At 60.0% G+C, this 23,698-nt stretch carries 27 protein-coding genes; 15 read left to right on the top strand and 12 right to left on the bottom strand.

The annotated features are described in order from the left end of the window. Nucleotide 1: 1 nt before the first annotated feature. A complete protein-coding gene (locus BDE40_RS02855) occupies nucleotides 2-2,218 on the bottom strand; it encodes a TRAP transporter permease (RefSeq protein WP_134012644.1) in 2,217 nt (738 codons plus the stop codon). A 97-nt stretch (nucleotides 2,219-2,315) separates the two neighbouring features. Continuing rightward, complete coding sequence (locus BDE40_RS02850; protein ID WP_134012642.1) at nucleotides 2,316-3,323, bottom strand: TAXI family TRAP transporter solute-binding subunit; 1,008 nt, start codon at nucleotides 3,321-3,323, stop codon at nucleotides 2,316-2,318. 129 nt (nucleotides 3,324-3,452) lie between these two features. Between BDE40_RS02850 and BDE40_RS02845 the strand changes: the two genes are divergently transcribed. Continuing rightward, nucleotides 3,453-4,397 carry a LysR family transcriptional regulator gene (locus BDE40_RS02845; RefSeq protein WP_134012640.1) on the top strand — a complete coding sequence of 315 codons (945 nt, stop codon included), beginning with the start codon at nucleotides 3,453-3,455 and terminating at the stop codon, nucleotides 4,395-4,397. Between the two features lie 51 nt (nucleotides 4,398-4,448). Here BDE40_RS02845 and BDE40_RS02840 read toward each other — a convergent pair whose 3' ends face one another. Together BDE40_RS02840 and BDE40_RS02835 are read right to left on the bottom strand one after the other, a co-directional pair. Further along, nucleotides 4,449-5,039 carry a DedA family protein gene (locus tag BDE40_RS02840; RefSeq protein ID WP_134012638.1) on the bottom strand — a complete coding sequence of 197 codons (591 nt, stop codon included), beginning with the start codon at nucleotides 5,037-5,039 and terminating at the stop codon, nucleotides 4,449-4,451. Next, a complete protein-coding gene (locus tag BDE40_RS02835; protein ID WP_134012636.1) occupies nucleotides 5,036-5,536 on the bottom strand; it encodes a hypothetical protein in 501 nt (166 codons plus the stop codon). The genes BDE40_RS02840 and BDE40_RS02835 overlap by 4 nt, the downstream gene beginning before the upstream one ends. Before the next feature lie 42 nt (nucleotides 5,537-5,578). On the opposite strand from BDE40_RS02835, the gene BDE40_RS02830 reads away from it, so the two are divergent. From BDE40_RS02830 to BDE40_RS18275, 3 genes are all read left to right on the top strand, one after another. Then, complete coding sequence (locus BDE40_RS02830) at nucleotides 5,579-5,959, top strand: DUF6404 family protein (RefSeq protein WP_134012634.1); 381 nt, start codon at nucleotides 5,579-5,581, stop codon at nucleotides 5,957-5,959. Nucleotides 5,960-6,032: 73 nt separating this feature from the next. After that, nucleotides 6,033-6,437, top strand: a complete 405-nt coding sequence (locus BDE40_RS02825; protein ID WP_134012632.1) for a hypothetical protein — start codon at nucleotides 6,033-6,035, stop codon at nucleotides 6,435-6,437. Nucleotides 6,438-6,658: 221 nt separating this feature from the next. Next, entirely contained in the window at nucleotides 6,659-7,543 is an 885-nt protein-coding gene (locus BDE40_RS18275; RefSeq protein WP_211342394.1) for a CAP domain-containing protein, read from the top strand. 42 nt (nucleotides 7,544-7,585) lie between these two features. Here BDE40_RS18275 and BDE40_RS02815 read toward each other — a convergent pair whose 3' ends face one another. Continuing rightward, nucleotides 7,586-8,935 (bottom strand): MATE family efflux transporter, encoded by a 1,350-nt coding sequence (locus tag BDE40_RS02815; RefSeq protein WP_134012630.1) that lies wholly within the window; start codon nucleotides 8,933-8,935, stop codon nucleotides 7,586-7,588. Between the two features lie 212 nt (nucleotides 8,936-9,147). Here BDE40_RS02815 and BDE40_RS18270 point away from each other — a divergent pair, with 212 nt between their 5' ends. The 3 genes from BDE40_RS18270 (at nucleotide 9,148) to BDE40_RS02800 (ending at nucleotide 12,153) form a co-directional block, all read left to right on the top strand. Then, a complete protein-coding gene (locus BDE40_RS18270; RefSeq protein WP_211342393.1) occupies nucleotides 9,148-9,423 on the top strand; it encodes a Flp family type IVb pilin in 276 nt (91 codons plus the stop codon). An 83-nt stretch (nucleotides 9,424-9,506) separates the two neighbouring features. Further along, a complete protein-coding gene (parE, locus tag BDE40_RS02805) occupies nucleotides 9,507-11,459 on the top strand; it encodes a DNA topoisomerase IV subunit B (protein ID WP_134012628.1) in 1,953 nt (650 codons plus the stop codon). A 190-nt stretch (nucleotides 11,460-11,649) separates the two neighbouring features. Then, nucleotides 11,650-12,153 carry a hypothetical protein gene (locus BDE40_RS02800; RefSeq protein WP_134012626.1) on the top strand — a complete coding sequence of 168 codons (504 nt, stop codon included), beginning with the start codon at nucleotides 11,650-11,652 and terminating at the stop codon, nucleotides 12,151-12,153. Between the two features lie 128 nt (nucleotides 12,154-12,281). On the opposite strand, the gene BDE40_RS02795 is transcribed toward BDE40_RS02800, so the two are convergent. The 3 genes from BDE40_RS02795 to BDE40_RS02785 form a co-directional block, all read right to left on the bottom strand. Beyond that, nucleotides 12,282-12,923 carry an REP-associated tyrosine transposase gene (locus tag BDE40_RS02795; protein WP_246030337.1) on the bottom strand — a complete coding sequence of 214 codons (642 nt, stop codon included), beginning with the start codon at nucleotides 12,921-12,923 and terminating at the stop codon, nucleotides 12,282-12,284. A gap of 41 nt (nucleotides 12,924-12,964) precedes the next feature. Then, a complete protein-coding gene (locus tag BDE40_RS02790; RefSeq protein ID WP_211342392.1) occupies nucleotides 12,965-13,360 on the bottom strand; it encodes a cytochrome c in 396 nt (131 codons plus the stop codon). 130 nt (nucleotides 13,361-13,490) lie between these two features. After that, nucleotides 13,491-13,877, bottom strand: a complete 387-nt coding sequence (locus BDE40_RS02785; RefSeq protein WP_162848016.1) for a c-type cytochrome — start codon at nucleotides 13,875-13,877, stop codon at nucleotides 13,491-13,493. Between the two features lie 106 nt (nucleotides 13,878-13,983). Between BDE40_RS02785 and BDE40_RS02780 the strand changes: the two genes are divergently transcribed. From BDE40_RS02780 to BDE40_RS02765, 4 genes are all read left to right on the top strand, one after another. Continuing rightward, entirely contained in the window at nucleotides 13,984-14,667 is a 684-nt protein-coding gene (locus tag BDE40_RS02780) for a hypothetical protein (protein ID WP_134012622.1), read from the top strand. Between the two features lie 24 nt (nucleotides 14,668-14,691). Next, entirely contained in the window at nucleotides 14,692-15,411 is a 720-nt protein-coding gene (locus BDE40_RS02775) for an SDR family NAD(P)-dependent oxidoreductase (protein WP_134012620.1), read from the top strand. Continuing rightward, the gene (locus BDE40_RS02770) at nucleotides 15,408-15,764 is read left to right on the top strand and encodes a hypothetical protein (protein WP_134012618.1); all 357 of its coding nucleotides are present in this window, start codon (nucleotides 15,408-15,410) and stop codon (nucleotides 15,762-15,764) included. Before BDE40_RS02775 ends, BDE40_RS02770 begins: the two co-directional genes overlap by 4 nt. Before the next feature lie 144 nt (nucleotides 15,765-15,908). After that, nucleotides 15,909-16,331 (top strand): DMT family transporter, encoded by a 423-nt coding sequence (locus BDE40_RS02765; protein ID WP_134013744.1) that lies wholly within the window; start codon nucleotides 15,909-15,911, stop codon nucleotides 16,329-16,331. Here the strand turns inward: BDE40_RS02765 and BDE40_RS02760 are convergent. The 4 genes from BDE40_RS02760 to BDE40_RS02745 all read right to left on the bottom strand — a co-directional run bounded on the left by BDE40_RS02760 (nucleotide 16,328) and on the right by BDE40_RS02745 (nucleotide 20,495). Continuing rightward, nucleotides 16,328-17,302, bottom strand: a complete 975-nt coding sequence (locus BDE40_RS02760) for an Ldh family oxidoreductase (RefSeq protein ID WP_134012616.1) — start codon at nucleotides 17,300-17,302, stop codon at nucleotides 16,328-16,330. The genes BDE40_RS02765 and BDE40_RS02760 overlap by 4 nt on opposite strands. Nucleotides 17,303-17,305: 3 nt before the next feature. Then, nucleotides 17,306-19,123: an ABC-F family ATP-binding cassette domain-containing protein gene (locus BDE40_RS02755; protein ID WP_134012614.1), complete on the bottom strand. Its 1,818-nt coding sequence runs from the start codon at nucleotides 19,121-19,123 to the stop codon at nucleotides 17,306-17,308. A gap of 41 nt (nucleotides 19,124-19,164) precedes the next feature. Beyond that, on the bottom strand, nucleotides 19,165-19,902 hold the full coding sequence (locus tag BDE40_RS02750; RefSeq protein ID WP_134012611.1) for a GNAT family N-acetyltransferase: 738 nt from the start codon (nucleotides 19,900-19,902) through the stop codon (nucleotides 19,165-19,167). A 119-nt stretch (nucleotides 19,903-20,021) separates the two neighbouring features. Then, a complete protein-coding gene (locus BDE40_RS02745; protein ID WP_134012609.1) occupies nucleotides 20,022-20,495 on the bottom strand; it encodes an outer membrane protein assembly factor BamE in 474 nt (157 codons plus the stop codon). Between the two features lie 104 nt (nucleotides 20,496-20,599). Here BDE40_RS02745 and BDE40_RS02740 point away from each other — a divergent pair, with 104 nt between their 5' ends. The 4 genes from BDE40_RS02740 to BDE40_RS02725 all read left to right on the top strand — a co-directional run bounded on the left by BDE40_RS02740 (nucleotide 20,600) and on the right by BDE40_RS02725 (nucleotide 23,645). Beyond that, complete coding sequence (locus BDE40_RS02740; protein WP_134012607.1) at nucleotides 20,600-21,142, top strand: YceD family protein; 543 nt, start codon at nucleotides 20,600-20,602, stop codon at nucleotides 21,140-21,142. 183 nt (nucleotides 21,143-21,325) lie between these two features. Next, on the top strand, nucleotides 21,326-21,532 hold the full coding sequence (gene rpmF, locus BDE40_RS02735) for a 50S ribosomal protein L32 (protein WP_073140558.1): 207 nt from the start codon (nucleotides 21,326-21,328) through the stop codon (nucleotides 21,530-21,532). Nucleotides 21,533-21,555: 23 nt separating this feature from the next. Beyond that, a complete protein-coding gene (gene plsX, locus BDE40_RS02730) occupies nucleotides 21,556-22,671 on the top strand; it encodes a phosphate acyltransferase PlsX (RefSeq protein WP_134012605.1) in 1,116 nt (371 codons plus the stop codon). 2 nt (nucleotides 22,672-22,673) lie between these two features. Continuing rightward, nucleotides 22,674-23,645 (top strand): beta-ketoacyl-ACP synthase III, encoded by a 972-nt coding sequence (locus BDE40_RS02725; RefSeq protein ID WP_134012603.1) that lies wholly within the window; start codon nucleotides 22,674-22,676, stop codon nucleotides 23,643-23,645. The last annotated feature ends 53 nt before the right edge of the window (nucleotides 23,646-23,698 follow it).

Raw genomic sequence — 23,698 nt, 5'->3', positions numbered from 1 at the left:
TTCAGGCAGGGGTCGGCGTGGACCGACGGGCGAGCATTTGCGTGATAATCACGGGTGATGCGATGATCAGCGCGACCATGTCAGCGGCCAGCGACGGAGCCACGAAGACCAAGCCTGCAACGGCCATCAGGATGCGTGACAGTGTTCCCATCGGGGCAAACCAATAGCCCACCACAGCTGTCGATAGCGCAATAACGCCCGCGATACAGCTGGTAGCGGTGTAGCTGAACTCCCAGATATCGAAGCCGGTGGAGGAGACGAATAAAAGCACCGGCGCGTAGACGAACGCCATTGGGGCCACAACTTTGCCGAGCCCGAGCGAGAAGGCCGAGAGCCCTGTTCTGAACGGGTTCGAATTTGCAATCGCGGCGGCGGCATAGGCCGAGGTACAGACCGGCGGTGTGATTTCGGACACGACGCCGTAATAGAGCACGAACATGTGGCTGGCGATGGGTGGCACGCCAAGCTGCGCAAGTGCCGGCTGCGCGACGGAGACCAGCATGATGTAGAGCGCTGTGGTCGGGATACCCGCCCCCATCAGGATACACGCAATCGCGATGAAGACGAGCGAGATGAACAGTTGCAGATCCTGCACCGTGAACCACTCGACCAAACCGCCAAGCGACAGGAAGCCGAACATATCTGAGGCCAGATTGCCCGCACCTTGCGTGACCATGAAGCCGATGCGAAAGCCGATGCCTGTTGTGTTGATGACGCCAACAACGATGCCGACGGCGGCGGAGGCTGCGCCCACAGCCAGCGCATATTTCACACCAAGTTCCATCGCTGCAGACATTTCAGGGATCTTGATACGGTCCTGCGGGTTGAGCGTGGCGATGGCCGACCCCGCACAAAGGATCACGGTCATGGACAAATCGAACCCGCCGCCAGAGAATTTCCATAGGACAAAGGCAATAAAGGCAGCAGAATAGATCAGTGTCGGCGGTTCGCGCAGGCGCGACATGCCTGCGACGACAGCCAGCGAGATTCCGCAGAAGGCCGACATGAACGGTGTGTAGCCAGAAAAAAGAACCACGAGCAGGCCGATCAAAGGCACGATATTGGCCCATCCTTCAGCCCAGACGGATTTGAAGTGCGGCAGTTGTTCCTTGGTCAGACCTTTCAGGTCCAGCTTGCGGGCCATCAGGTGAACAACGGTGAACACGCCCACATAGTGCAGCAGTGCGGGGAAGATCGCGGCGATGACGATGGTGGTGTAAGGCAGCTCAAGGAACTCCGCCATGATAAAGGCGGCGGCGCCCATGATCGGGGGCGTGATCTGGCCCCCTGCCGAAGATGCAGCCTCCACCCCGCCTGCGAAATGGCCGGGATAGCCCAAGCGTTTCATGTTGGGGATGGTCAGCGCTCCGGTTGAAACCGTGTTGGCAACCGATGAGCCCGAGATCGTGCCGAAGAAGGCGGACGAGACGACGGAGACCTTGGCAGGCCCGCCGGTATAACGGCCTGCGAGGATCGTGGCGTTGTCGATAAACAGCTGCCCCAGCCCTGTGCGTTGCGCGATGACGCCGAACAGGACGAAGTGGAACACGATTGTGCTGACGACCCAGAGAGTGACCCCGAAGATGCCCTCTTGCGGGAAATACATCGATGAGACGAAGGTTTTGAAATTCACGCCGGGATGTTTGAGCAATCCGGGGAAATACTGACCAAACAAGGCGTAGCTGATGAACAGACAGATGATCAGCGGCAAGACCCAGCCCAAGGTGCGCCGCGCAATGTCGAGAACCAGTACGATGATGATGACGCCGAAGAAGACGTCATAGCTGTTGGGATTGCCCATCCGGAAGGTCTGTTCTTCGATGCCCAGCATCGGCACGCCGCGCCATGCAAAGCCCACATACAGCGCCGAGGCGACACCGAGGATCATGAAGACAAGGTCGTAGATCGGTATATTGCCGATGCGCAGCGCGCTTGCCTTCATCGCAAACAGGCTTTTCGCCCCGACAATGGGAAAGAACGCATAGGTGAGGATGAACAGGCCGGTCAGGTGCCAGCCCATATGCCAGTGATCTGCGGGCAGGCCAAAGCCTGCGGTGATGTAATGGTAGATTGCGAAGCTCAACGCGACGGCGCGCAGGATCATTCCCGTGGTGGGGCCAACGGCGCGGGTAGCGGAGCCTTCGTCGTATTTTTCTTCAATCGCGGCAAGCTCTTCGGCGGTCAGCTCATGGGTCTCGGTCTGGTTGGTGTTCGACATGACAGATGCCCCCTTGGCGCGCGTGCAGTTGGAGAATGGGGTGCCCCACGCTTGAGGGGGCACCGCCGGTCCTAGTGACCAGTTTGGTCAGTGAGACTTACTTCAGAAGGCCAGCTTCTTTGTAGAACTTCTCTGCACCCGGATGTAGAGGCACGCCCAAGGCGGCGACGCCGTCAAGCGCGGTTTCTGCCGTGATCTGCTTGCCTTTGGCATGGCCGTTATCGAGCAGTTTGCGGGTGTTGTCGTTCCACAGCGCCTTTGTCAGACCGTAGACCAGCTCTTCCGACAGATCGGACGACACGACCAACATTGCCGACACGGCTGGGGTCATGATGTCCTCGTCAACGCCCTCATAGACGCCGCCCGGAATTTTGGACGGGATGTAGGCGGGGACGATCTCGTTGATCTTGGCAAGGTCGGCTTCGCTGAAGGAATGCAAGCTCATGCCCTTGGTGGAAGACAGTTGCACCATGGCGGCCACAGGCCAGCCTGCGGCATAGAAATACGCATCAATCTGACCATCTGCCAGACGTTCTGCGGACTGGCTGTTGTTGAGTTCTGCTTCTTCCATGTTGTCACGGGTCACACCCCAGGCTTCGAGCATTTGCAGCACGGCGACTTGCGTGCCGGACCCTGCTTGCGCGATGCCGACACGTTTGCCCGCCAGATCACCAAGGTCATTGATGGATGCGCCTGCGGGCATGACGAGGTGAAGGTCCTCGGGGTAAAGGTTTGCGACAATGCGTAGTTTGGGATGCTCTTTGCCTTCAAACTTGCCTTCGCCCAGATACATCGATCGGGTGACGTCAGCGGCGGCAAGTCCAGCTTCCAACTCGCCATTTTGAACGGCTGCGTTGTTGAATACGGAGGCTGTGGTCGATTGCGCAATCGCGATCAGACCGGGCACGCCGCACTGGCCGCCGTCATCGCAGGCCCGCGAACCGGGAGGGGCGGAGATGCCGTTGGCGATGGTGCCGCCGATGGGGAAATAGGTGCCGCCTGCACCGCCGGTGCCGATGCGGAAAAAGGTCGGGTCTTGTGCGACCGCTGGCACTGCCAACGCGCCGGCCAATGCGATGCCCGCTAAGGTTTTGATCATATTCATTGTCTTCTCCCAGTTGATGAATTCAAGATTCGGTTCAGCCGAATTTTGTTTCCATCAGGTTATGGAAAAATCACATAAAGACAAATTTGTTATATTTCACAAAAGGAAAGTTTTCCTTATACATCTCGTATGAACTTTACCCAACTCACCGTCTTTCGCGAGGTGATGGAGTCCGGCTCCATCTCTCAGACCGCCAAGAAACTGGGGCGCACCCAGCCAGCGATCAGCCACGCAATCAAAAACCTGGAACAAAGCTTAGGGCTGTCCTTGTTTGAGCGGCGCGGCAGGCGCTTGGTGCCAGTTCCTGAGGCGCAATACCTTCTCGTCGAAGCGACCATGGTACTTGATCGGCTGTCGACCATTTCGGGCACGATGAAGGGACTGAGGTCAGCGGAGACAGGAAGCTTGAACGTGGCGGTGATGCCCGGTCCGTCCGCATTCATTTTCCCCAAATTTATCAGCAATAACATCGGGGAAGATGCCAATTTTCAGACGACCATTTCTTCGAGAAGTTCTCCGCAGATACGAGAGTTGGCCAGTACGCAAAGCATCGACTTCGGCTTTTCAGATTTCGATGGGCAAGAAGGGAAGCTGCCGCAATACAGATCGGAAACCATTAGCTCGGATTGCTTTTGCGTTTTGCATCGGGATCACCCGCTCGCCCAGGCTGATGCTGTCACCATTGCGGATCTGGATGGTGAATCCATAGGGACGCTGCACGGCAATCATCCTTTCCCGCGCAAGCTGGCGCTGGCATTCGAGCAGGAAAACGCTTCATATGTGTCCCCTATTGAAGCGCAGTTCTTCCTGCCTCTGATACCATTCATAAGTCTTGGACATTGCTGTGCGATCGTGGATCCGCTGACTGTAGTGACAGAGCGAGAGTTGGATATTTCCAGGGGTCAGGTCGTCGTTGTGCCTTTTGACGCGCCCATACGATATGAATATGCAACTTTGACACCGCTGTATCGCCCTCTTTCGCAATTGGCGACACGGGTGAAGGAAAGCTGGATGGAGAGCCTTTTCACGATGATAGACGACATCGGCGCACGCGCGGAACTCGGGGTTCCGTAAACTGACGCCTTGCGCCTTAGGGTATCCCGTTAGCGGCCTATATCGGCCCCCTCACCGCTTCCTCCCCAACCGCACCAGCGCAATCGCCGCCACGGCGGCCACAACCACCGCTGTCAGCAAGCCTCCCCAATCAGCGGCCAGAGTCGCCAAGGCTTCCAGATTTGACCCGAACGCATACCCGAGCGTCACATATGCGCTGACCCAGATGGCCTCGCCCAGCGCATCGAGAATGGTAAACGACAAACGCCCGTATCCGGCGGCACCTGCCGCGAAATTCACCCACGGCCCCAAGGGCGCTACGGCCCACGTGCTGAAAAACACCGCCACGCCGCCCCAGTTGCCGACAGCGTCCTGCGCCCGTGCATACAGCGCCGCGCGCCTTGGCTTGGCCTCCAGCCGCTTGGTCAGCCAGCTTCCGCCCCACCGGCCCATCTGGAATCCCGTCTGGTCCCCTGCCAATGCCGACACATAGGCGACCGAGATGACCTGCCACAGTACCAGATCCCCTGCGGCGGCAAATGCGCCCCCCGCCAGCATCACGGCAGAGGTCGGGACAGGCACAGCGAGGCAGGAGAAATAGGCCGACAAGGCGACGATTACCAAGCCCCATCTGGCAACAAGCTCAAAGAAGAATTCGGTCATGGGTGCTTGGCCTGATGCGCTGCAATAGCCGCCTCCAAGATCGCGATGATCTCCTCGACGTCGACGCCCCGCGCCTCGGCAATTTCTTCCAGCGAGGTGCGCGGCGTCCCGCCCTCGATCCTGTCACCCAGCGCGTCCGAGACAACTTTCGGCGGTACTTGCCACGAGCGCACAACATAGCGCGGCGACATCCATCCATCTATGGGCTGAAACTGATTGGCCTCGTCTTGCCAGAATATAAAGGACGCTACCGCGCGAAAGCCGAACACCCCGATGAAGGCCAGCGCGATACAAAGCACCCCGATCAAGGCGTAGCGCAGAAGTTTCGTGCCGTGATCCGGTTCAGCCTGATCCTTACCCATCACCCGCGTCGCTCCTCTGGCCGCTATTGTCAGCGCCAGCAAAGCAGAGCCTTGGTCAAACTTCCAGTGCCGCACCTGCGGCCAATCTTCGCTGATGGTGCGGGTGGGGTGTCGCCGCTGCTTGTCCTGCGGCAATCACCGTCGCAAGATATCTCCCAAACCAAAGCGGAGGCCCCCATGTCCGACTACGAAACCCGTTTCGACGCCGCCCTGTCAGAGCTTGAGGTCGCCGGCATCTGGCGCTCCAACGCCCAGCCGCCCTACGTTTGGGTCATGCGCAGCGTGGGGCTGCACCCGCGCCTGCCCCACTATCTTCCCTTCTGGCGGGCGGCCTTGGGCCAAGGCCTGTTCTTCGGCGCATTCTGGGGTCTCATCATGTACGCCACCACTTGGGGGCCACAAAACATGCCCATGGGCGTCATGCTTGTCTCCTCGGTGATCGCGGGCGCCTTCTTCGGGCTGTTTATGGCGTTGTATTACAAGCACTGCCGACGCCGCTATAACCTGTCGGATTGGAAGGACCTGCATAGCGCGCCCAAGGGGGAATTTGCCGGGTAAATCCCTGTTTCCTCAATGCCCTGCCCTGTGTTAGCGTCCCCCAAACCAAAACAAGACGGGTCAAACCGAGCATATGTCAGCCGAGCTTCCAGAGTTTTATTTTCGCGTTCGTGAGAACGGGGCCACCGTGTTTCGGGTGGATACCGAGAACCGCCAGCGGCGCATCGAGATGTCCGAAATCGCCGTCGTCAATATCCGCAATGGCCAGATCAAGCCCCATGGTGACCACGAGATCAGCGCCGAGGAGCTCGAGGTCATCGAGGACTGGATGGACGAGCGGACAACCGTCCTCGCCACTCGCGAAATCGACGATATCTACCGCGCCATCGACTATCTCAACCTGACCACCCACTGGGCGCAAACCCGCGCCGAGGAGGACCAATTGGACGAGGTCACCGACGCGCTGCTGCTGGCCATGCACGATCTGCGCACGGTGCTGGTCCGCAAGAAAGCCGACCGGCTGCTGAAGGAAGACTAGCCGCCCTTCCCCCAAAAAACCCGCCTGTCGCAAGCCCGCCTCGGCAATCCGCCGCCGTACCGGACCGCGCACCGTAGCATCGGCCAATCACCGCTGGCGTGGTCCGCCTTTGATCGCAAGGATTGGCTCAAAACGCGTCGCAGCCCCCGTGGCCGTTTCCCCACGCTCCTTCCTGCGTCATGACCTCGGTCGAGGCAGATCGCAACTCAAGGAGACACACCATGGCAATTGCCACAGATCTCGAGCGCTACATGCTCGACCTGATCAACGACGAGCGCACGTCCCGCGGCCTCGACACCCTGCAACTGGAGCAAAACCTGAACGCTTCGGCCGATGCGCATTCCGAATGGATGCTGGAGGCCGACGTGTTCTCACATACCGGCGCGGGCGGCTCGTCCGCCACGCAACGTATCGAGGCCGCCGGTTTTGATCTCGACGGCAGCTGGCAGACGGCGGAAAACATCGCCATCCAGTCCGAGCGCGGCGACCCCGGATACGAGGACGACGTGGCACAGCTGCATGAAAACCTAATGGACAGCCCCGGCCACCGCGCCAATCTGCTGGACCCTGATCTGGACTATATCGGCATCGGAATTGATGTCGGTGACTTTGACTACGGCAGTGGCGAATACAATTCGGTGATCGTGACCCAGAACTTCGGCTCCACGCAAGGCGAGGTCGATCTGGACACAGGCAGCGCGCCCGCCCCAGAGCCAACCCCTGAGCCAACGCCAGAACCGACACCGGAGCCAACACCAGAACCGACACCGGAGCCGGAACCAACACCGGAACCAACGCCGGACCCCGAACCGACACCGGAGCCGGAACCTGAACCCGCGCCAGACCCGGCCCCCGCACCTCCCGCCGACCCCTCCGGCGGCTTTAACCTGGACGAGCTGCTCGCCAGCCTAGAGAACGGCGATTTTTTCCAGTTCGCCTTCGACTGCGATCCTGATACAGGCAAACGGGCGGATGAAACGATCGCACAGCTGGACACGGAATTTGCAGGCACACCTGCAACGAACTGGTTCGACATGGCGGCTTTCGATATCGGCGGCGCGCAAACCATGCTCGACACCTTCGACTTCAGCTTCGACTTTATCTAGATCAACGAGGGGGCAGGCGCAGACCAGCGGCTGCCCCTCCCGCTAGGCGGCCTTCAGTTCGGCATACCGCCGCGCAAAGCGCCACCACAGCGCGCCCGCCGCAAACATCAACCCGATCACCAAACCAAGCCAGACGCCGACGCCGCCATAGCCCAAACTCACCCCCAGCACGTAGCTCGCCGGAATGCCCAAGCCCCAATAGCTCAGCGCCGCCGCATACATCGGCCAGCGGGTGTCCTGTATGCCGCGCAACAAGCCCAGCGCCATCACCTGCCCCGCGTCGACCAGTTGGAACAGTGCCGCAACGGCCAGCAAGCCGGCACCAATGGTCAGAATGGCGGTGCGGTCAGGGCTGTCGGGGTCAAGGAAGCCCGTCATTAACAGCTCCGGCACCGTCAGGAAGGCGATGGTTGCCAAGACCACGGCCCCCATCGACAGGATCACCACGGCGCGGGCGCCCAAGGCCAGCCCGTCCCAATCCTTGCGTCCCAAGGCACGCCCCGCGCGCACGGTGGCCGCTTGGCTCAGCCCCACATGGACCATAAAAGTCGCGGCGGTGATTTGCAGCGCAATGCCATGTGCCGCCAAAGGCAAGGTGCCAATCAGCCCGATGATCAGGGCCGAGGCCGAGAACATCCCGCTCTCTGCCAGATTGGTCAGCCCGATGGGCCAGCCCAGACGGAACACTTCGCGAAATGCTTCGGGGTCCGGTCGCCAGATGCGCTGGAACAACACATGCTCCCGCGTCGCCGATCCGCGCACCACGTAGACGCCCAGCACCGCCAGCGTCACCACCTGCGAAATCACCGAGGCAATCGCGGCCCCGCGCAGCCCGAGTTCCGGCATCCCCAAATTGCCGAAAATTAGCGCGTAATTCACCAGCACGTTCAAAAACACGGCCATAATGGTGACCCACAGAACAACGCCGGTGCGCTCCAACGCGGCAAGGTAGCTCTTGATCACCATGACCAACAGGGCCGGAAACAACCCGAACCCTGCGATCCTCAGATAGTTCTGCGACAGCGCCGACAATTCGGGATCCTGCCCCAAGGCCCGCAACAACGGGTCTGACCAGATCATCAACGGCAGGAACGCCAGCGCATAAAGCGACGACAGCCAAAGCCCCATGCGGGTGACGCGGCGGATACGGGTGCCATTCTCCGATGCTGCAGCCTCTGCCACCATCGGCATCACGGCGAAGGAGAAGCCCGCGCCCATTATGAACACCACGAAAAAGAACGACGTCGCCAGCACGCTCGCCGCCAGCGCGGTCACGTCATACCACCCCAGCATGATCGTATCGACCATATGCACGGCAAATTGGGCCAGATGGGACCCGACCAGGGGCAGTCCCAAAATCAGGACGGCGCGGAGATGCTGCGGAAATGTCATCCGTCCAGCCTTAGAAGCAAGACCGCGAAGGGGCAATCCAAATAGCGCGAAGCTGCCATTTCTGGCGGCCTGAAATGCCATACCGATGTCGTGTTTCGGTCAAGCTGCGGCTCCAATCAGGCGCCAAATCACGTAAAGTTAACTTCAAACCGGGCTGTTTCATCGTGGCCCGCCTCGCAAATGCGAAACCAGTAACAAGAGCAGTGTTAAAAATGACCGAACAGTTAAGTAAGCAGCCCCCGCGCCGCACGATCTCCCGCTTCCTGCGTGATACCTCCGGCGCGGTGGTTGTCGATTGGATCCTCCTGACCGCCGCAATCGCGGGCATCAGCATGGCCGTGGCCACCACCATCAACACAGGGATGGAAAACGCCTCCACCGACATCAAACGCTGCATGAAAATTCAGGGCAAGATGTGGACCCGTGACAATGGCGACGATTACGCCAGACGGATGAAGCGCATCAAGAACCGCTGTAGCAAACTGTAACGGACAAGGGCGCGAAACCGCCCTTCCCCCTCCTCCGTCACTCTGCCATAATCACGCTCAAACCAACAAAAACGAGCAGCGGTATGAGCGACCTTCTTTCCAGTGGGCCAGATGACTACAACGCCTCCTCCATCGAGGTGCTGGAGGGGCTGGAGCCCGTCCGCAAACGTCCCGGCATGTATATCGGCGGCACCGACGAGCGCGCGCTGCACCATCTGGTGGCGGAAGTCCTCGACAACTCCATGGACGAGGCCGTCGCCGGGCACGCCAACCGCATCGAAGTCACGCTGAACGCCGACTACTCCGTCACGATCAGCGACAACGGGCGCGGTATCCCGATTGATCCGCACCCCAAGTTCCCCGACAAATCCGCCCTCGAAGTCATCCTCTGCACGCTCCACGCAGGCGGCAAGTTCTCCGGCAAGGCCTACCAGACCTCCGGCGGTCTGCACGGCGTCGGCGCCTCCGTGGTCAATGCGCTCAGCGACAGCATGGTCGTCCAGGTCGCCCGCAACAAGGAGCTGTTCGAGCAACGCTTCTCCCGTGGTCTGCCCCTTGGCCCCATCGAAAAAATCGGCCCCACCCAGAACCGCCGCGGCACCACGGTGACCTTCCACGCCGACGCCGAAATCTTCGGCAACCACCGCTTCAAGCCCGCCCGCCTGTTCAAGTCCATCCGCTCCAAGGCCTATCTGTTCTCCGGCGTGGAAATCCGCTGGAAAACGGAAATCGACGACGGCGAGACCCCCGCCACCGCCACCTTCCACTTCCCCGGTGGCCTGTCGGATTACCTTAAGGAAACGCTCGGCAAATCCACCACCTATGCCGACACCGCCTTCGCAGGCACCGTCGACTTCAACGAAAAGTTCAACGCCGCGGGCAAGGTCGAGTGGGCGATCAACTGGACCCCCGCCCGCGACGGCTTCATCCAGAGCTACTGTAACACCGTCCCCACGCCCGAGGGCGGCACCCATGTCACCGGCTTCTGGGCCGCGATCCTCAAGGGCATCAAGGCGTATGGCGAGCTGACCAACAATAAGAAGGCCGCGCAGATCACCCGCGACGACCTGATGTCCGGCGGCTGTGCGCTGGTGTCGTGCTTCATCGCCGACCCCGCTTTCGTCGGCCAGACCAAGGACCGCCTGTCCACCGAGGCCGCCGCCAAATATTGCGAGGCCGCCGTCCGCGACCACTTCGACAACTGGCTCGCCTCCGACACCAAATCCGCCGGTGCCATCCTAGATTTCCTCGTGCTCAGGGCCGAGGAACGCCTGCGCCGCAAGCAGGAGAAGGAAACCTCCCGCAAATCCGCCACCAAGAAGCTGCGCCTGCCCGGCAAACTCACCGACTGCACCAGCAAAACCCGCGAAGGCACCGAGCTGTTCATCGTCGAGGGCGACTCGGCGGGCGGCTCCGCCAAGGGCGCGCGCAACCGCGTCACGCAGGCGCTGTTGCCGCTCAAGGGCAAAATCCTCAACGTGCTGGGGGCCGCTTCCGGCAAGCTGCACTCGAACTCCGAGATCAACGATTTATGCGAAGCTTTGGGCGTCGGCATGGGCACCAAGTTCAACGTCGAGGATTTGCGCTACGACAAGATCATCATCATGACCGATGCCGATGTCGACGGCGCGCATATCGCGTCGCTGCTGATGACCTTCTTCTTCATCCAGATGCGCCCGCTGATCGACCAGGGCCACCTCTACCTCGCCTGCCCGCCGCTCTATCGCCTGACCCAAGGCCCCAAACGGCTCTACGTCGCTGATGATGTCGCGAAGGAAGCCGCTATGGCGAAGGGCTTGGGCGGCAAGGGAAAAATCGACGTGCAGCGCTTCAAGGGTCTGGGCGAGATGGATGCGAAGGATCTGAAAGAAACCACAATGGACCCCGCCTCCCGCGTCCTCATCCGCGTCACCGTGCAAGAGGACGAGCCGGGCGAGACCGGCGACCTGGTCGAACGCCTGATGGGCAAAAAACCGGAACTGCGGTTCGAGTATATCCAGCAGAACGCCAAGTTTGTTGAGGATGTGGATGTATGATAATTTACTTGAGACAAAATTTCTGTAGCGAATTAAAGCATATAGGCAGGCCCTAGAATTGGTAAGAATAACAGCCGTTGATTGTACATTCTCTGGAAACTTCGGCAATTCCCTGCCCGCCTTCTGTTCGAATTGCGGACCAACTTCAATTTCTGTTCCTTTTTCAGGGGAAGGCATTGAGAGCATATCATTGAGCAACACCACTCATTCGTGCCAGAAGTGTGGTCAATTGCTTAGAGTAAAAGATGCCTACTATGAGTTCAGAGAACGGGTTGTTGAGACCCTGTCGCAAGCTAAGATCACACGACAACAGGCGAGGCGCTTTGCACTAAAGGCAGACAAGTACACAGATATTTCTACTCTAGAGTTTCAAAGTCAATTCATCAATCCAGCTTTCGCTGAATTAACGAGAGCCGCAAAATCAGAAAAAGACACAAAAACTGCAATTGAAATAATCAAGGATGTTGCCAAAATTTGTGTATTGATTGCTGGAACAGCTGCGGCAGTGGGAGGCGGGCTCATCACAGCTGATGATGTCTGGGATCGATACCAGAAAGATGAACTATTTGAGCCTCATCCGGAGACCCCACTAGATCAAGTTAAAGACAGTTTCCAAGAAAAAACCGAAGAAGAATCCAACCACTCCGAGCAACAGGAAATTCCTAGAAGTGGCGAAAGCGGCACAGAAGTGTAACATCAAAATTCCTGATTTTCAGCTTGCGCTATCTAGCACATGTTGGCCTGTGTTGCGACATCTCACATTCTCAGGCCGCTCGCTTAACCAACCTGTAAGGTGGGTGGTTCCGAGCCAACGGCGAGGGTTCACCCACCACGCCGCCAATCAAACACCGCCTCCCCGCGCTCTCCAGTCGGTGGGTGAACCCCTCCGGCTTTGCCGTCGGGTACCACCCACCCTACATGCTCGGCCCCGACCACCCCGCGCGCGATGTCGCGGTGGATCGACGAATACGGCCACTCCGCCGCCCGCACCACATATCCGTGCTTCACTGGATTGATCCAACAATACTCCACATGCGCGCGGTAATCGGCCTCGTCGCGGATGCAATGCTCCCAAAACCGCCGCTGCCACACCTTGCCCTCTTGGCGCATGACCTTCGATCTCGATCGTAGGGTGGGGTTCCACCCCACCACTCCACCACCATTACCTGCGCCACCGGTGGGTTGAAAACCCACCCTACCAACCGCCCGTGTAAACCGCCCCTTGATCGCGCCCCACCGCGTCGAAAAATCCGCGTCCCCTTCCGGCAATGTCCACACCGCATGCAAATGATCTGGCAACACCACCATCGCATCCACTTTGAACGGACGCTCCGCCCGCGTCTGGCGCACCGCGTCGCGCAACACATCGACATGCTCCACCAACAACCGCCCACGGCGGTCGGCGAGGTTCACTGTAAAGAAATAGCTGGCCCCTTTGGACCACAAGCGGCGGTAATTCGGCATGGGGGGCACATTGCCCCAAACCGGTTAAGCAAGAGTAACCCCTACTCCTGTACCCCTTCCAAATACCCCACCAGATCAATCACCGGCTGGCTGGTCATGATCATCACCCCGTCCTCGCCGCGGATGGTCTCGCCACGGCCCTCGAAGAACTGCCCAAAAACCGGCATCGGGCTGCCATGCGACACCAGCGGGTCCCGCCCGTCGATCCGGCTGATCGCACGGACACGCGGAAAGACCCCGTCATTCTCGGACGCAAGCCGGGTCAGGTCCGTCGGCTGGATCACCAAGACCGAGTTCATCGGCCCGCCCCCCTTCGCGTCCACCCCGTGGCAGGTGGCGCAGTATTGCATGAACAGGTCGCCACCCGCCTCCACGTCCTGTGCTGCGGCGGTGAGTGGGGCCAGAATTGCGACGGCCAAAGCGATGGATCGGATCATGATGTGCACTCCTCTGCTGACACGTCCAAGTCTACAGGGCGACCGCCCCTCACGCCTTGATATGCGTCAACCGCGCTTCAATGCCCGACGCAAAGCCGACGCTTTGCCGACCGTTTGCAGACCGCAAAAATCACTCCGTTTGAAGGCTTCGCAGATACTCCGCCACCAGCAGCAACGGCTCCGGCACAGGCGTCATCACCCCGTCCAGTTCGATCTGGTCCATCGGCCCCGAAAAGAAGCTGCCAAACTCCGGCATCGCCGTCTCGAACGCCGGATTCCGGTGGAAACCGTCAATGGTGCTCAACACCCGCTCCATAGGGAAAACGCCTTTGTTACGGGCACTTAAGGTCGTCAGGTTCGCTGGCTTGCGCTCCAGACCCGACGCCACCCAGCCCGATCCGGTGCCATCCGCGCCATGACACGCCGTGCAATTATCCGCAAACAACTGCGCCCCTGTGGGCGGCTCCTGCGTGCATCCTGCCAACAGGCCAAGTGCCAGTAAATAAACAATTTTCATCTGCGCCTCCATTCGTTTTGCGGTAAGACTAACAGCTTCAACGCCCCTCGTCTTGCGCCAAGTCAAACCCTCTTGCCCTAGTCGCGAAGACTTGCCACTGTGCGCCATGCGCACGCTAATTCTCCTTGCTTTCCTGAGCCTTACCGCCTGCGGTCGCCCCCTGTCCGAGGCCGAGATGCGCTTCGCGGCCGAATTCCACGGTCCCGATCTCGACACCTCCAAAGTGCGCATCCGTCAGGCCCCTGTCCTGAAGCTTTATAACGCCACCTACCCGACCCCGCCCCGCACCACCTGTGCGCAGAAAATCCTGCCGCCAGTGACCGAGCCGACCATCACCAGCGCCCCGGGCGCCACAGTTTTATTCAATACAATCAACGTGAACCCGGACTACATTGCCCGAGACTACCTGCCCGCCTACCCGGACGCGGCCTTGCTTCTGGCGTCGATGTTTCTGGCCCATGAGTTGGTCCATGTCTGGCAATGGCAAAACCGCGCGGCCACCGGCTACCACCCGCTCAAAGCCGCGCAGGAACACCAAAGCCACCCCGACCCCTACCTGTTCGAGCTGTCCAACACCGCAGAGTTTCTCGATTTCGGCTACGAGCAACAAGGTGCTATCGCCGCAGAATACGTCTGCTGCGCCGCCCTCGCCCCCAAGGCCCCACGCACCACGCGGCTGGAGCGGCTAATGCAACCCCATTTCGACCTTGCCGCCATGACAACCCGCCTCGACAACGCCAAGATGGTGCTACCATGGAAAGGGGTAGAGTTGGACGGCATCTGCGATTAGCCTGAACAACTGGAGGGATTCTTGATGAACACATACGATTTGTCCGGCCGCGTAGCCGTAGTCACCGGCGGCGCTCAAGGTATCGGGCTGGCTGTGACCGAACGCCTTCAGGCCTCAGGTGCAAAGGTTGCGGTCTGGGACATGCAGGACGCGACCTCCGGTGACTTCAATACCATATGCGACATCTCGGATATGGCATCAGTCAAAGCCGCACTCACCTCCACGGAAGTCGCGCTTGGGCCTGTCGACATTCTGGTCAATTCCGCAGGCATTGCAGGCCCAAACGCCCCGATCCAAGACTATGACGACGACGCATGGGCACAGATCGTCGCCATCAACCTGACCGGCACATACAACACCAACAAGGCGGTGCTGCCGGGCATGCAGGCCCGCGACTATGGCCGCATCCTAAACATCGCCTCGATTGCGGGCAAGGAAGGCAACCCGAACGCCTGCGCATATTCGGCGTCCAAGGCGGGCGTCATTGGCTTCACCAAATCCGCAGGCAAGGAAAACGCAGGCCACAACATCGCAGTGAACTGCCTGACGCCCGCCGCTGCCCGTACGCCGATCTTCGACCAGATGAGCGAGGAGCATATCGGCTACATGCTTTCCAAAATTCCCCGCGCGCGGTTCCTGGAGGTCGAGGAAGCTGCCAGCATGATCGCGTGGATCGTCTCCGCCGAGAACTCGTTTACCACTGGTGCTGTGTTTGATCTGTCCGGCGGTCGGGCGACATATTGAGCGCAACCCCACGGACCATTGTCAGCATCATCGGCTATTCGCTTGTTGCACTCTTAATTGTGGTTGGCGGATCTGTAGCTATCCTTTCGAAATTCGAGCCGCAAAAATCCGTTATGTACCAAACAGTTAAAATCACAGCACGCGGTCCCTCGAGCGTGAACGACGCCTCTGCGGCGAGAAGTGAACCAATTATCGAAATACGGCTGGCAGATGGACAAACGCGCCACCTGCCCAGCCTGTATTACGCCATACACTCCGAGCTTGAGATCGCCTGTCTCAACATTAGCAAAGGCCGGTTCAGCGGCGCTCAAAAGCTGGCACTGGTGCCGATAGAGATGTGCAAGCCGAGGTGACATGACCCAACTCAGAAAGCTGCATTTTTTGCCCCACTGCACCAATAATGCCCGCTTGCCCCGCTATCGCGCCCATGTTTCACTTTGGCACAAATATTCCCGCCGGAGGCTCCGCCCGTGAGCAACACATCCTACGCCCTGATCATGCTCGCCGCGGGTATCGGCATCCCCGTGCTCGCAGCACTGAACGCCAGTTTGGGGCGCACTATCGGCGCACCTGCGGCGGCGTCTGTCGTGCTGTTCGCGGTGGCGTTAATTAGCGCGCTTGTGGTGGTTCTGATCACCGGTCCTGCGGCGATTGCCAGTGTCGCCAGCGCTCCCAAGCACCTCCTGTTCGCAGGTGTGCTTATCGCATTCTACGTGTTGACCATCACCTATATCGCGCCGCATTTCGGCATCGGTAACGCGGTGTTCTTTGTGCTACTGGGCCAGCTCATCTCTGCTGCGCTAATCGACCATTTCGGCTTGTTCGGCGCGCTCCAAACGCCACTCACGCTGACGCGGGCGACAGGTATCGCCGTTATGGCAGCCGGCGTTTTCCTGACCCAGATAACAGGCCGTGCCTAAGCGAGCTGTGACAGCTTGCTCCAAAGCTCGTCTGCGACCTGAACAACCGTCGCTTCCGCGCGCGATGCGCCAGGGATACGCGCGCCGGACTGCTCTGCAACCGCGTCGACCACACCTGCCACGCGCGCATCGAAGGCATCCGTGTAAGTACCCGGATCGAGCAACAGGTAGAACTGCCCCAACCCGTGCGGCGGGCCATCCGCCAGCTTCAATCCGCCTACATCCAGCGAGTTGACAGAGCCTGTCATGGCCGCGGCCATCACCTCGCCCATCAGACCAAAACCCCACCCCTTATAGCCGCCCGCAGAGACCAGAGCGCCTTCCAGCGCGGCTTCCGGATCGGTGGTCGGCTGGCCCTCCGCGTCCACAGCCCAGCCCAAAGGAATGCTCTCCCCTGCGGCCTTGGCCATGGTGATTTTACCCAAAGCCACAGCGGAAGTGGAAAAGTCGAAATGCATCGCCGGCGCGTCCTGCCCCGGCACCGTCATGGCCATCGGATTGGTGCCGATCACCGCTTTGTTGCCCCCCGGAGGGGCCACAACGGGCGACGCATTGGTGAAACCGATCCCCACCAGCCCATGTGCCGCGATCTGCTCGGTAAAATACCCCAGCGAGGTGCAGGTATGAGCGTGGGCGACCGCCAGCGATGCGGTGCCGTTTTCCTTGGCCGCCGCAATGGCCTCTGGCAACGCGCGGGCAAAGGCCGCTTGCGCAAAACCGAATTTCGCATCCGCCTTGACCGATGCAGGGCGCGGGCGTGTGACCACAGGCTCCACATCACCTTTTACGCGGCCGGAGGCCAGTTGCAGACAGTAGCTTTCCAGATAGTAGAGGCCACAAATGACGTTGCCGGTCTCCTCGGCGCGGCGCACCGCGCGGGCGACTTCCGCCGCCACCCAAGGGGCCGCCCCGTGACGGGTCAGGGCCGCGACACTTAGGGTTTCAATCTCGTCAAGTGTCACTGCAGCCATTATCTATCCCGCCTTTTCTTCCAGCATCATCCATTCTTCTTCGGCGGCGTCGAGGACAGCCTGCCGCTCCACCAGCGCATCCGTGGCCTTTTGGAACTTGGCCGGATGGTCGGTGAACAGGTTCGGATCAGACAGGAACTCGACCAGTTTGGCAATCTCTGCCTCCAAACGTTCCATTTCGGCAGGCAAGGCTTCCAAGCGGTGCTTCTCGGTGAAGGACAGCCCACCGTCGGATTTCTTTTCCTCGGCTGCCTTACGCCCCTTTTCTCGGCGCGTCTGCACGGGCTTGTCGGACAGGACCGTGTCGTCCCCGCCTTCGATGGCCTGCGATTTGTAGTCTGACCAGCCGCCCGCATAGACGGTCGCTTTGCCATCTTTCAGCGCCACAGTGGTTGAAGCGACGCGGTCCAGAAAGTCACGGTCGTGGCTGACCAGAATGACCGTGCCGTCATAATCGCCGATCAGCTCCTGCAACAGGTCCAGCGTCTCGATGTCCAGATCGTTGGTCGGCTCGTCGAGGATCAGCAGGTTGCTTTCCCGCGCCATGATCCGCGCCAGCAGCAGGCGGGCTTTCTCGCCGCCCGACAGGGATTTTACCGGCGCGCGGGCCTGTGCTTCGTCGAACAGGAATTCCTTGAGGTAGCCCACCACATGCTTGGGCGTGCCGCGCACCATGATGTGGTCGCCCTGCCCGCGCACGCGGGTGGTCGGGTCTTCGGTCAGCGACGCCCACAAGGTCGCCTCGGGGTCCAGCGCCGCGCGGTTCTGGTCGAACACCGCCATTTCCAGATTGGTGCCGATCTTTACCGTGCCGGAGTCGGGGGAGATTTCGCCGGTCATCAGCTTAAGCAAAGACGTCTTCCCCGCCCCGTTCGGCCCGACCAAAGCGATGCGGTCGCCACGGTTCACCTTCAGCGAGAAGTTCTTGACGATGGTCTTGTCATCTAAGGACAGCGACACGTCCTCCATCACGAACACCTGCTTGCCGGATTTCGGCCCCGCCTCCAATGCCATCGCGGCAGAGCCTTGCCGTTGAATCTGGCTGGCGCGTTCCGCCCGCAAATCCTGCAACGCCCGCACGCGGCCCTGATTACGCTTGCGTCGCGCCGAGATGCCCTCGACGGCCCAGCGGGCCTCGGCCTTGATCTTGCGGTTCAGCTTGTGGCGTTGCTGGTCTTCCTCTTCCCACATCTTGTCGCGCCATTCCTCGAAACGGTCAAACCCCGTTTCCTGACGGCGCACCTGCCCGCGATCCACCCACAGGGTCGCGCGGGTCAGCGCGCGCAGGAAGGCGCGGTCGTGCGAGATCAGGATAAATGCAGCGCGGGTCGAGGACAGGTGCGATTCCAGCCAGGCAATCGCCTCGATATCCAGATGGTTGGTCGGCTCGTCCAGCAGCATCAACTCCGGCGCTTCGGCCAGCAGCTTCGCCAAGGCGGCACGACGACGCTCCCCGCCAGAGGCCGCGGACACTTCGGCCTCAAGATTCAGCTTCAACCCTTCAGCCGCGCTCAAAAGCTTGTATTCCTCGCTTGGGTCCATCTCGCTCAATGCGAAATCGCCCAACGTCGCAAAGCCCGTCAAATCAGGGTGTTGCTGCATGTAGCCGGTGGTCACGCCCGGAGCGAGGAACCGTGCACCCGCATCAGGCTCGATCAGACCGCCCATGACCTTCATCAAGGTCGACTTGCCCGAGCCGTTGCGGCCCACAAGGGCCACGCGGTCACCGGGCTGAACCACGAGGCTCAGGTCTGAAAACAAGGGATCACCGCCGAAGGTCAGCGATATATCGGTGAGTTGTAAATAAGGTGTACGTGCCATGGGACCACCCGCTACGGCGTCGCGGCAATGGCGTCAACACATCACCCTGCGATGGCACGTAAAAGCTTCTTGCGGGCGGGGGGAATCGCGCTGATTTCCAGCCCCGTAAAGACATGCAGGGTGTTCAGGTCGCGATCGACCACCGCATGATCGCTGCCCCAGCCACCCATCATCAGGTAGGTGCGCAACAAGGGCGGCATCGCACTCATCGCGGCCTTCAGGTCAGGTCGCATCAACCGCAGCTTGCGGGCAAACGGAAACACGAAAGGCGCTTTGACCCGCGGCAACCAGCGTTTGGGGGCCAAGTGGCGGTCTTTTAGCAACGAAAACGCGTCCAGATAGGCCACCTCCGAGGTTCCTTTGAAGGATGAGCAGCCGAAAAGCATCTCCACCCCTGCCTCGTCCACATATTTGGTCAGCGCCCCCCACGCGACGCGCAGGATGTCGGGATCGGCATGGTCCGGGTGCACGCAAAACCGGCCCATTTCGACCATCGCACCTTCGAATTTTGCCAGTTTGGACAGGCCGTAATGCTGGGCGGAATAGCTCTGCTCGATGGCGCGTCCGTTATCCAGTGGCATCAGGCGGAAGCAGCAGACCAGCGTATTGCTCGACACGTCTTCAACCAGCATGTGCAAACACTGGTCGTCAAAATCGTCGGCATCAAGTCCGGCGGGCGCGTTGCGAAACACCAGCGCGCGCAGACGTTGGGTTGCGTCGACATCGGCGGGGCCTTCCGCAAAGCGGGCGACATAGCGGCCTTTGCTCAGCAACGGCATATCTATCGACCTCCGGCACCAGTGACCCCATTGGTGAGGCCACTTTCTTCCAATTACCTAAGTATCATACAAGCACTTACGCAAGGACGCGTCGGTCTGGAAGGCCGGTTAGGGCAGGATTAGTTGTCGCCCAGCGCCTCACCCAAGTCGATCCGGCCGAAGTTGCGGATGATCTGGCGAATGAAGGTCACATCGCGCACCGTGGTTTCGGTGACGCGGCGCGACAGCGTAACGACACGACCGTCTTCCAGCCCGAACCGTTCCACATTTTGCAGCACATCATCACCGCTAAAGCGCAAGGCGACGACCTGACGATCAATTTCCTGAGGCTTCTTGTAGGCGTAGTGGCGCATTTTGCTGCCCACATAGAACCAGTCACCACCGCGTAAGACACCGGACGAGGACGGCTTGCCAACAAGCTCTTCAACGGTTCCGCGTGTGTCGACGCCGACAGTCAGCGACTGCAGGTCCTCTTCAATCGGGATATACCCGTGATTGCGGATGATCTCGGAGCAGCCTGCCACGACCAGCAGTACCGTCGCTGCGACCAGCTTCACCAGCCGCGAGGCCTGCTTGTTCTCACCGTGCCGCATGCGCGACCCCCGTTTTTTGTTCGTGTCTTGCTCTACTCGGGCCCAAAGGCTTAGAGAAGGACTTACAGAAGGACGCGCAAGTGATCAAGAAAGATAGCTCTCCTATGGCTAAGACAACTCTCCTACGGCTCGCAGACCTGCCCAGCCGCAAAGCCACCCAGATCAGTTACATCCCCGATACCGACGCGATGGCGCAGTTGGCCGAGGAGATGGACCTGAGCGCCCTGCGCAAAATGCGGCTGGAAGGAACGCTCCAGCCGCTTGGTAACAAGGACTGGCGTCTGGAGGCCCGTTTTGGTGCAACGGTCGTGCAACCCTGCGTTGTAACGCTGGAGCCTGTGACCACACGCATTGAGGAGCCGGTGTTGCGCCAGTACCTGTCTGACTGGCAGCCCCCGACAGATGCGGAGGCCGAAATGGATGGCGACGACGTCTCCGAGCCGCTGCCGGACGCGATCGACATCGCAGAAGTCGCGGCCGAGGCCCTTGCGCTGGCCGTTCCGCGCTACCCACGCATTGACGGCGCGAAACTTGCCCAAACTGATTTCACCGAACCCGGTGCGGAAGCAATGACTGACGAAGATGTGAAGCCTTTTGCGGGTCTTGCCTCGCTGAAAGCCAAGCTGGAAAACCCAGACAAACACTAGTCCCGCACATAAGCGTCGCGAATCTCTTGCCAAACGCAACGGAATGGGTATTTTCCGCGCTTCTTGAGATTATGGCTCTGGACGTGCCGCGCCTGAGGCGTTAGACGCCCACGGAACGCCGTCGACAGACGCTACATTGACACACGGGCCAACGATGGCCCCTTAAACACCAAAGGTTGAGACATGGCCGTCCAGCAGAATAAAGTATCCAAGTCGCGCCGCAACAATCGCCGCGCCCATGACGCGCTGGTGGCTGCGAACCCGAACGAGTGCAGCAACTGCGGTGAGCTGAAACGCCCACACCACGTTTGCCCGTCTTGCGGCCACTATGCAGAGCGCGAAGTTGTCGCTCTGGCGAACGAAGTCGATCTGGACGACGACGCCGCTTAAGCCTAGGCTGCGTCGCAACAATAATGCGGCAAACAGGCAGGCTTCCGGTGAGTTCAACTGACACAGTCATTTCTATTGACGCTATGGGCGGGGACTTGGGCCCCGCCGTTGTCGTTGAGGGTATGGCAAAGTCTGCCGCAATAAACCCCGATCTTCGCTTCATCGTGCACGGCGACAGCGCCGAGCTGGAGAAACACATCGCAAAACGCGGCATCACGGACCGCTGCGATATTCGCCACACCGATGATGTGGTCACCATGCATGAGAAGCCGTCCCATGTGATGCGGCACGGCAAGAACACGTCAATGTGGTCGGCCATCGACGCCGTGCGCGCGGGTGACGCCACTGTCTGTGTCAGCTGCGGAAATACCGGCGCGCTGATGGCGGTCTCCATGATCCGGCTGCGCAAGGTGGCAGGTGTAAACCGCCCCGCCATTGCCTGCCTCTGGCCGTCGCGCAATCCCTCCGGCTTCAACGTGATGCTTGACGTCGGCGCCGATATACGCGCCGATCAGGATGATTTGCTACAATACGCCCTTATGGGTCTCAGCTACGCCCGCAACGGCTTCGGCCTCGCCCGCCCGCGCATCGGGCTGCTGAATGTGGGCACCGAGGAGCATAAAGGCCGCGCAGAACTTAAGGTCGCCCACGAGATGATCGAGGCCGCGGCAAAGTACAATGACTTCGAATATGTCGGCTTCATCGAAGGTGGCGACATCCCGTCTGACCGCGTCGATGTGATCGTGACCGACGGATTTACCGGCAACGTCGCCCTTAAAACCGCCGAAGGCACGGCGAGCCTGATTTCCGGCAGGATGCGTGAGTCGTTCCAGCATTCGGTCTTCTCGCGCTTCGCGGCCTTGCTCGCTTATCCGGCCTTGCAGCGGCTCAAAAAACGTATCGACCCGCGTCAGGCGAATGGCGGGGTGTTTTTGGGCCTCAACGGCACCGTGGTAAAATCCCACGGGTCGGCGGATGCCACTGGCGTATCGGCGGCGATCAAACTGGCGGTGCAGCTGGCTCAATCAGGTTTTGGTGAGAAGCTGGCGGCGCGGGTTGCATCCATTACCGAAGCGGGTCAATCTTCAGAACCGGCTTTGAAAACGCCGGATGCGACAAAGGGCAAATCCAACACATGAGCATGATCCGGTCCGTTTTGCGTGGCATGGGCCACGCCCTGCCCGAACGCGTCGTCGAAAACGCCGAGTTTGAAACTTGGATGGAAACCAGCGACGCGTGGATCAAGTCCCGATCTGGCATTGAGCGCCGTCACTTCGCTGCCGAAGGGCAAACCACCTCCGATCTGGCCACCGAAGCCGCGCGCGCAGCGCTTGCAGATGCGGGCATGGACCCCGAAACGCTGGACGCGATCGTCGTCGCCACCTCGACCCCCGACACAACTTTTCCCTCTGTCGCGACCATGGTCCAAGGTAATCTTGGCATGAAAAGCGGCTTTGCCTTCGATGTGCAAGCCGTCTGCGCGGGCTTCGTCTTTGCCATGTCCAACGCCGACGCGCTGATCAAATCCGGTCAGGCCAAGCGGGTGCTGGTCATCGGTGCGGAGACCTTCTCGCGCATCATGAACTGGGAAGACCGGACCACTTGCGTTCTGTTCGGCGACGGTGCCGGTGCCGTGGTTCTGGAAGCCGTAGAGGGTGATGGGACCCCGCAAGATGCAGGCATCCTCGCCACTGACCTGAACTCTGACGGAACCTACCGCGACCTGCTTTATGTCGATGGCGGCGTCTCCAAGACCCAGACCACCGGCGTATTGGTGATGCAAGGCAAGGAAGTCTTCCGCCACGCCGTCGAGAAGCTCGCGAAAACCGCCGAAACCGCGCTTGGGAAAGCCGGATTGAGCGACGCGGATGTCGATTGGGTCGTGCCACACCAAGCCAATTTGCGCATCATCAAGGCGACTGCCACCAAGATGAATATCCCCATGGATCAGGTCGTCGTGACCGTTCAGGACCACGGAAACACCTCTGCCGCATCGATTCCCCTTGCCCTGTCGGTGGCCAAGTCCGAAGGCAAATTTGCACCGGGACAGTTGCTTGTAATGGAGGCGATTGGTGGCGGATTGGCATGGGGTGCCGTGGTTTTGCGCCTCTGAACGGGGAAAACCCGCCTAAAGCGCGCATAAAGGGTGCAATACAAGCCCTTGAT

The sequence above is a fragment of the Litoreibacter halocynthiae genome (assembly GCF_004365635.1).
GTDB lineage: Bacteria > Pseudomonadota > Alphaproteobacteria > Rhodobacterales > Rhodobacteraceae > Litoreibacter > Litoreibacter halocynthiae.
The sequence above is the reverse complement of the archived record's forward strand: the minus strand, read 5'-3'. Positions and strand labels throughout refer to the sequence as shown.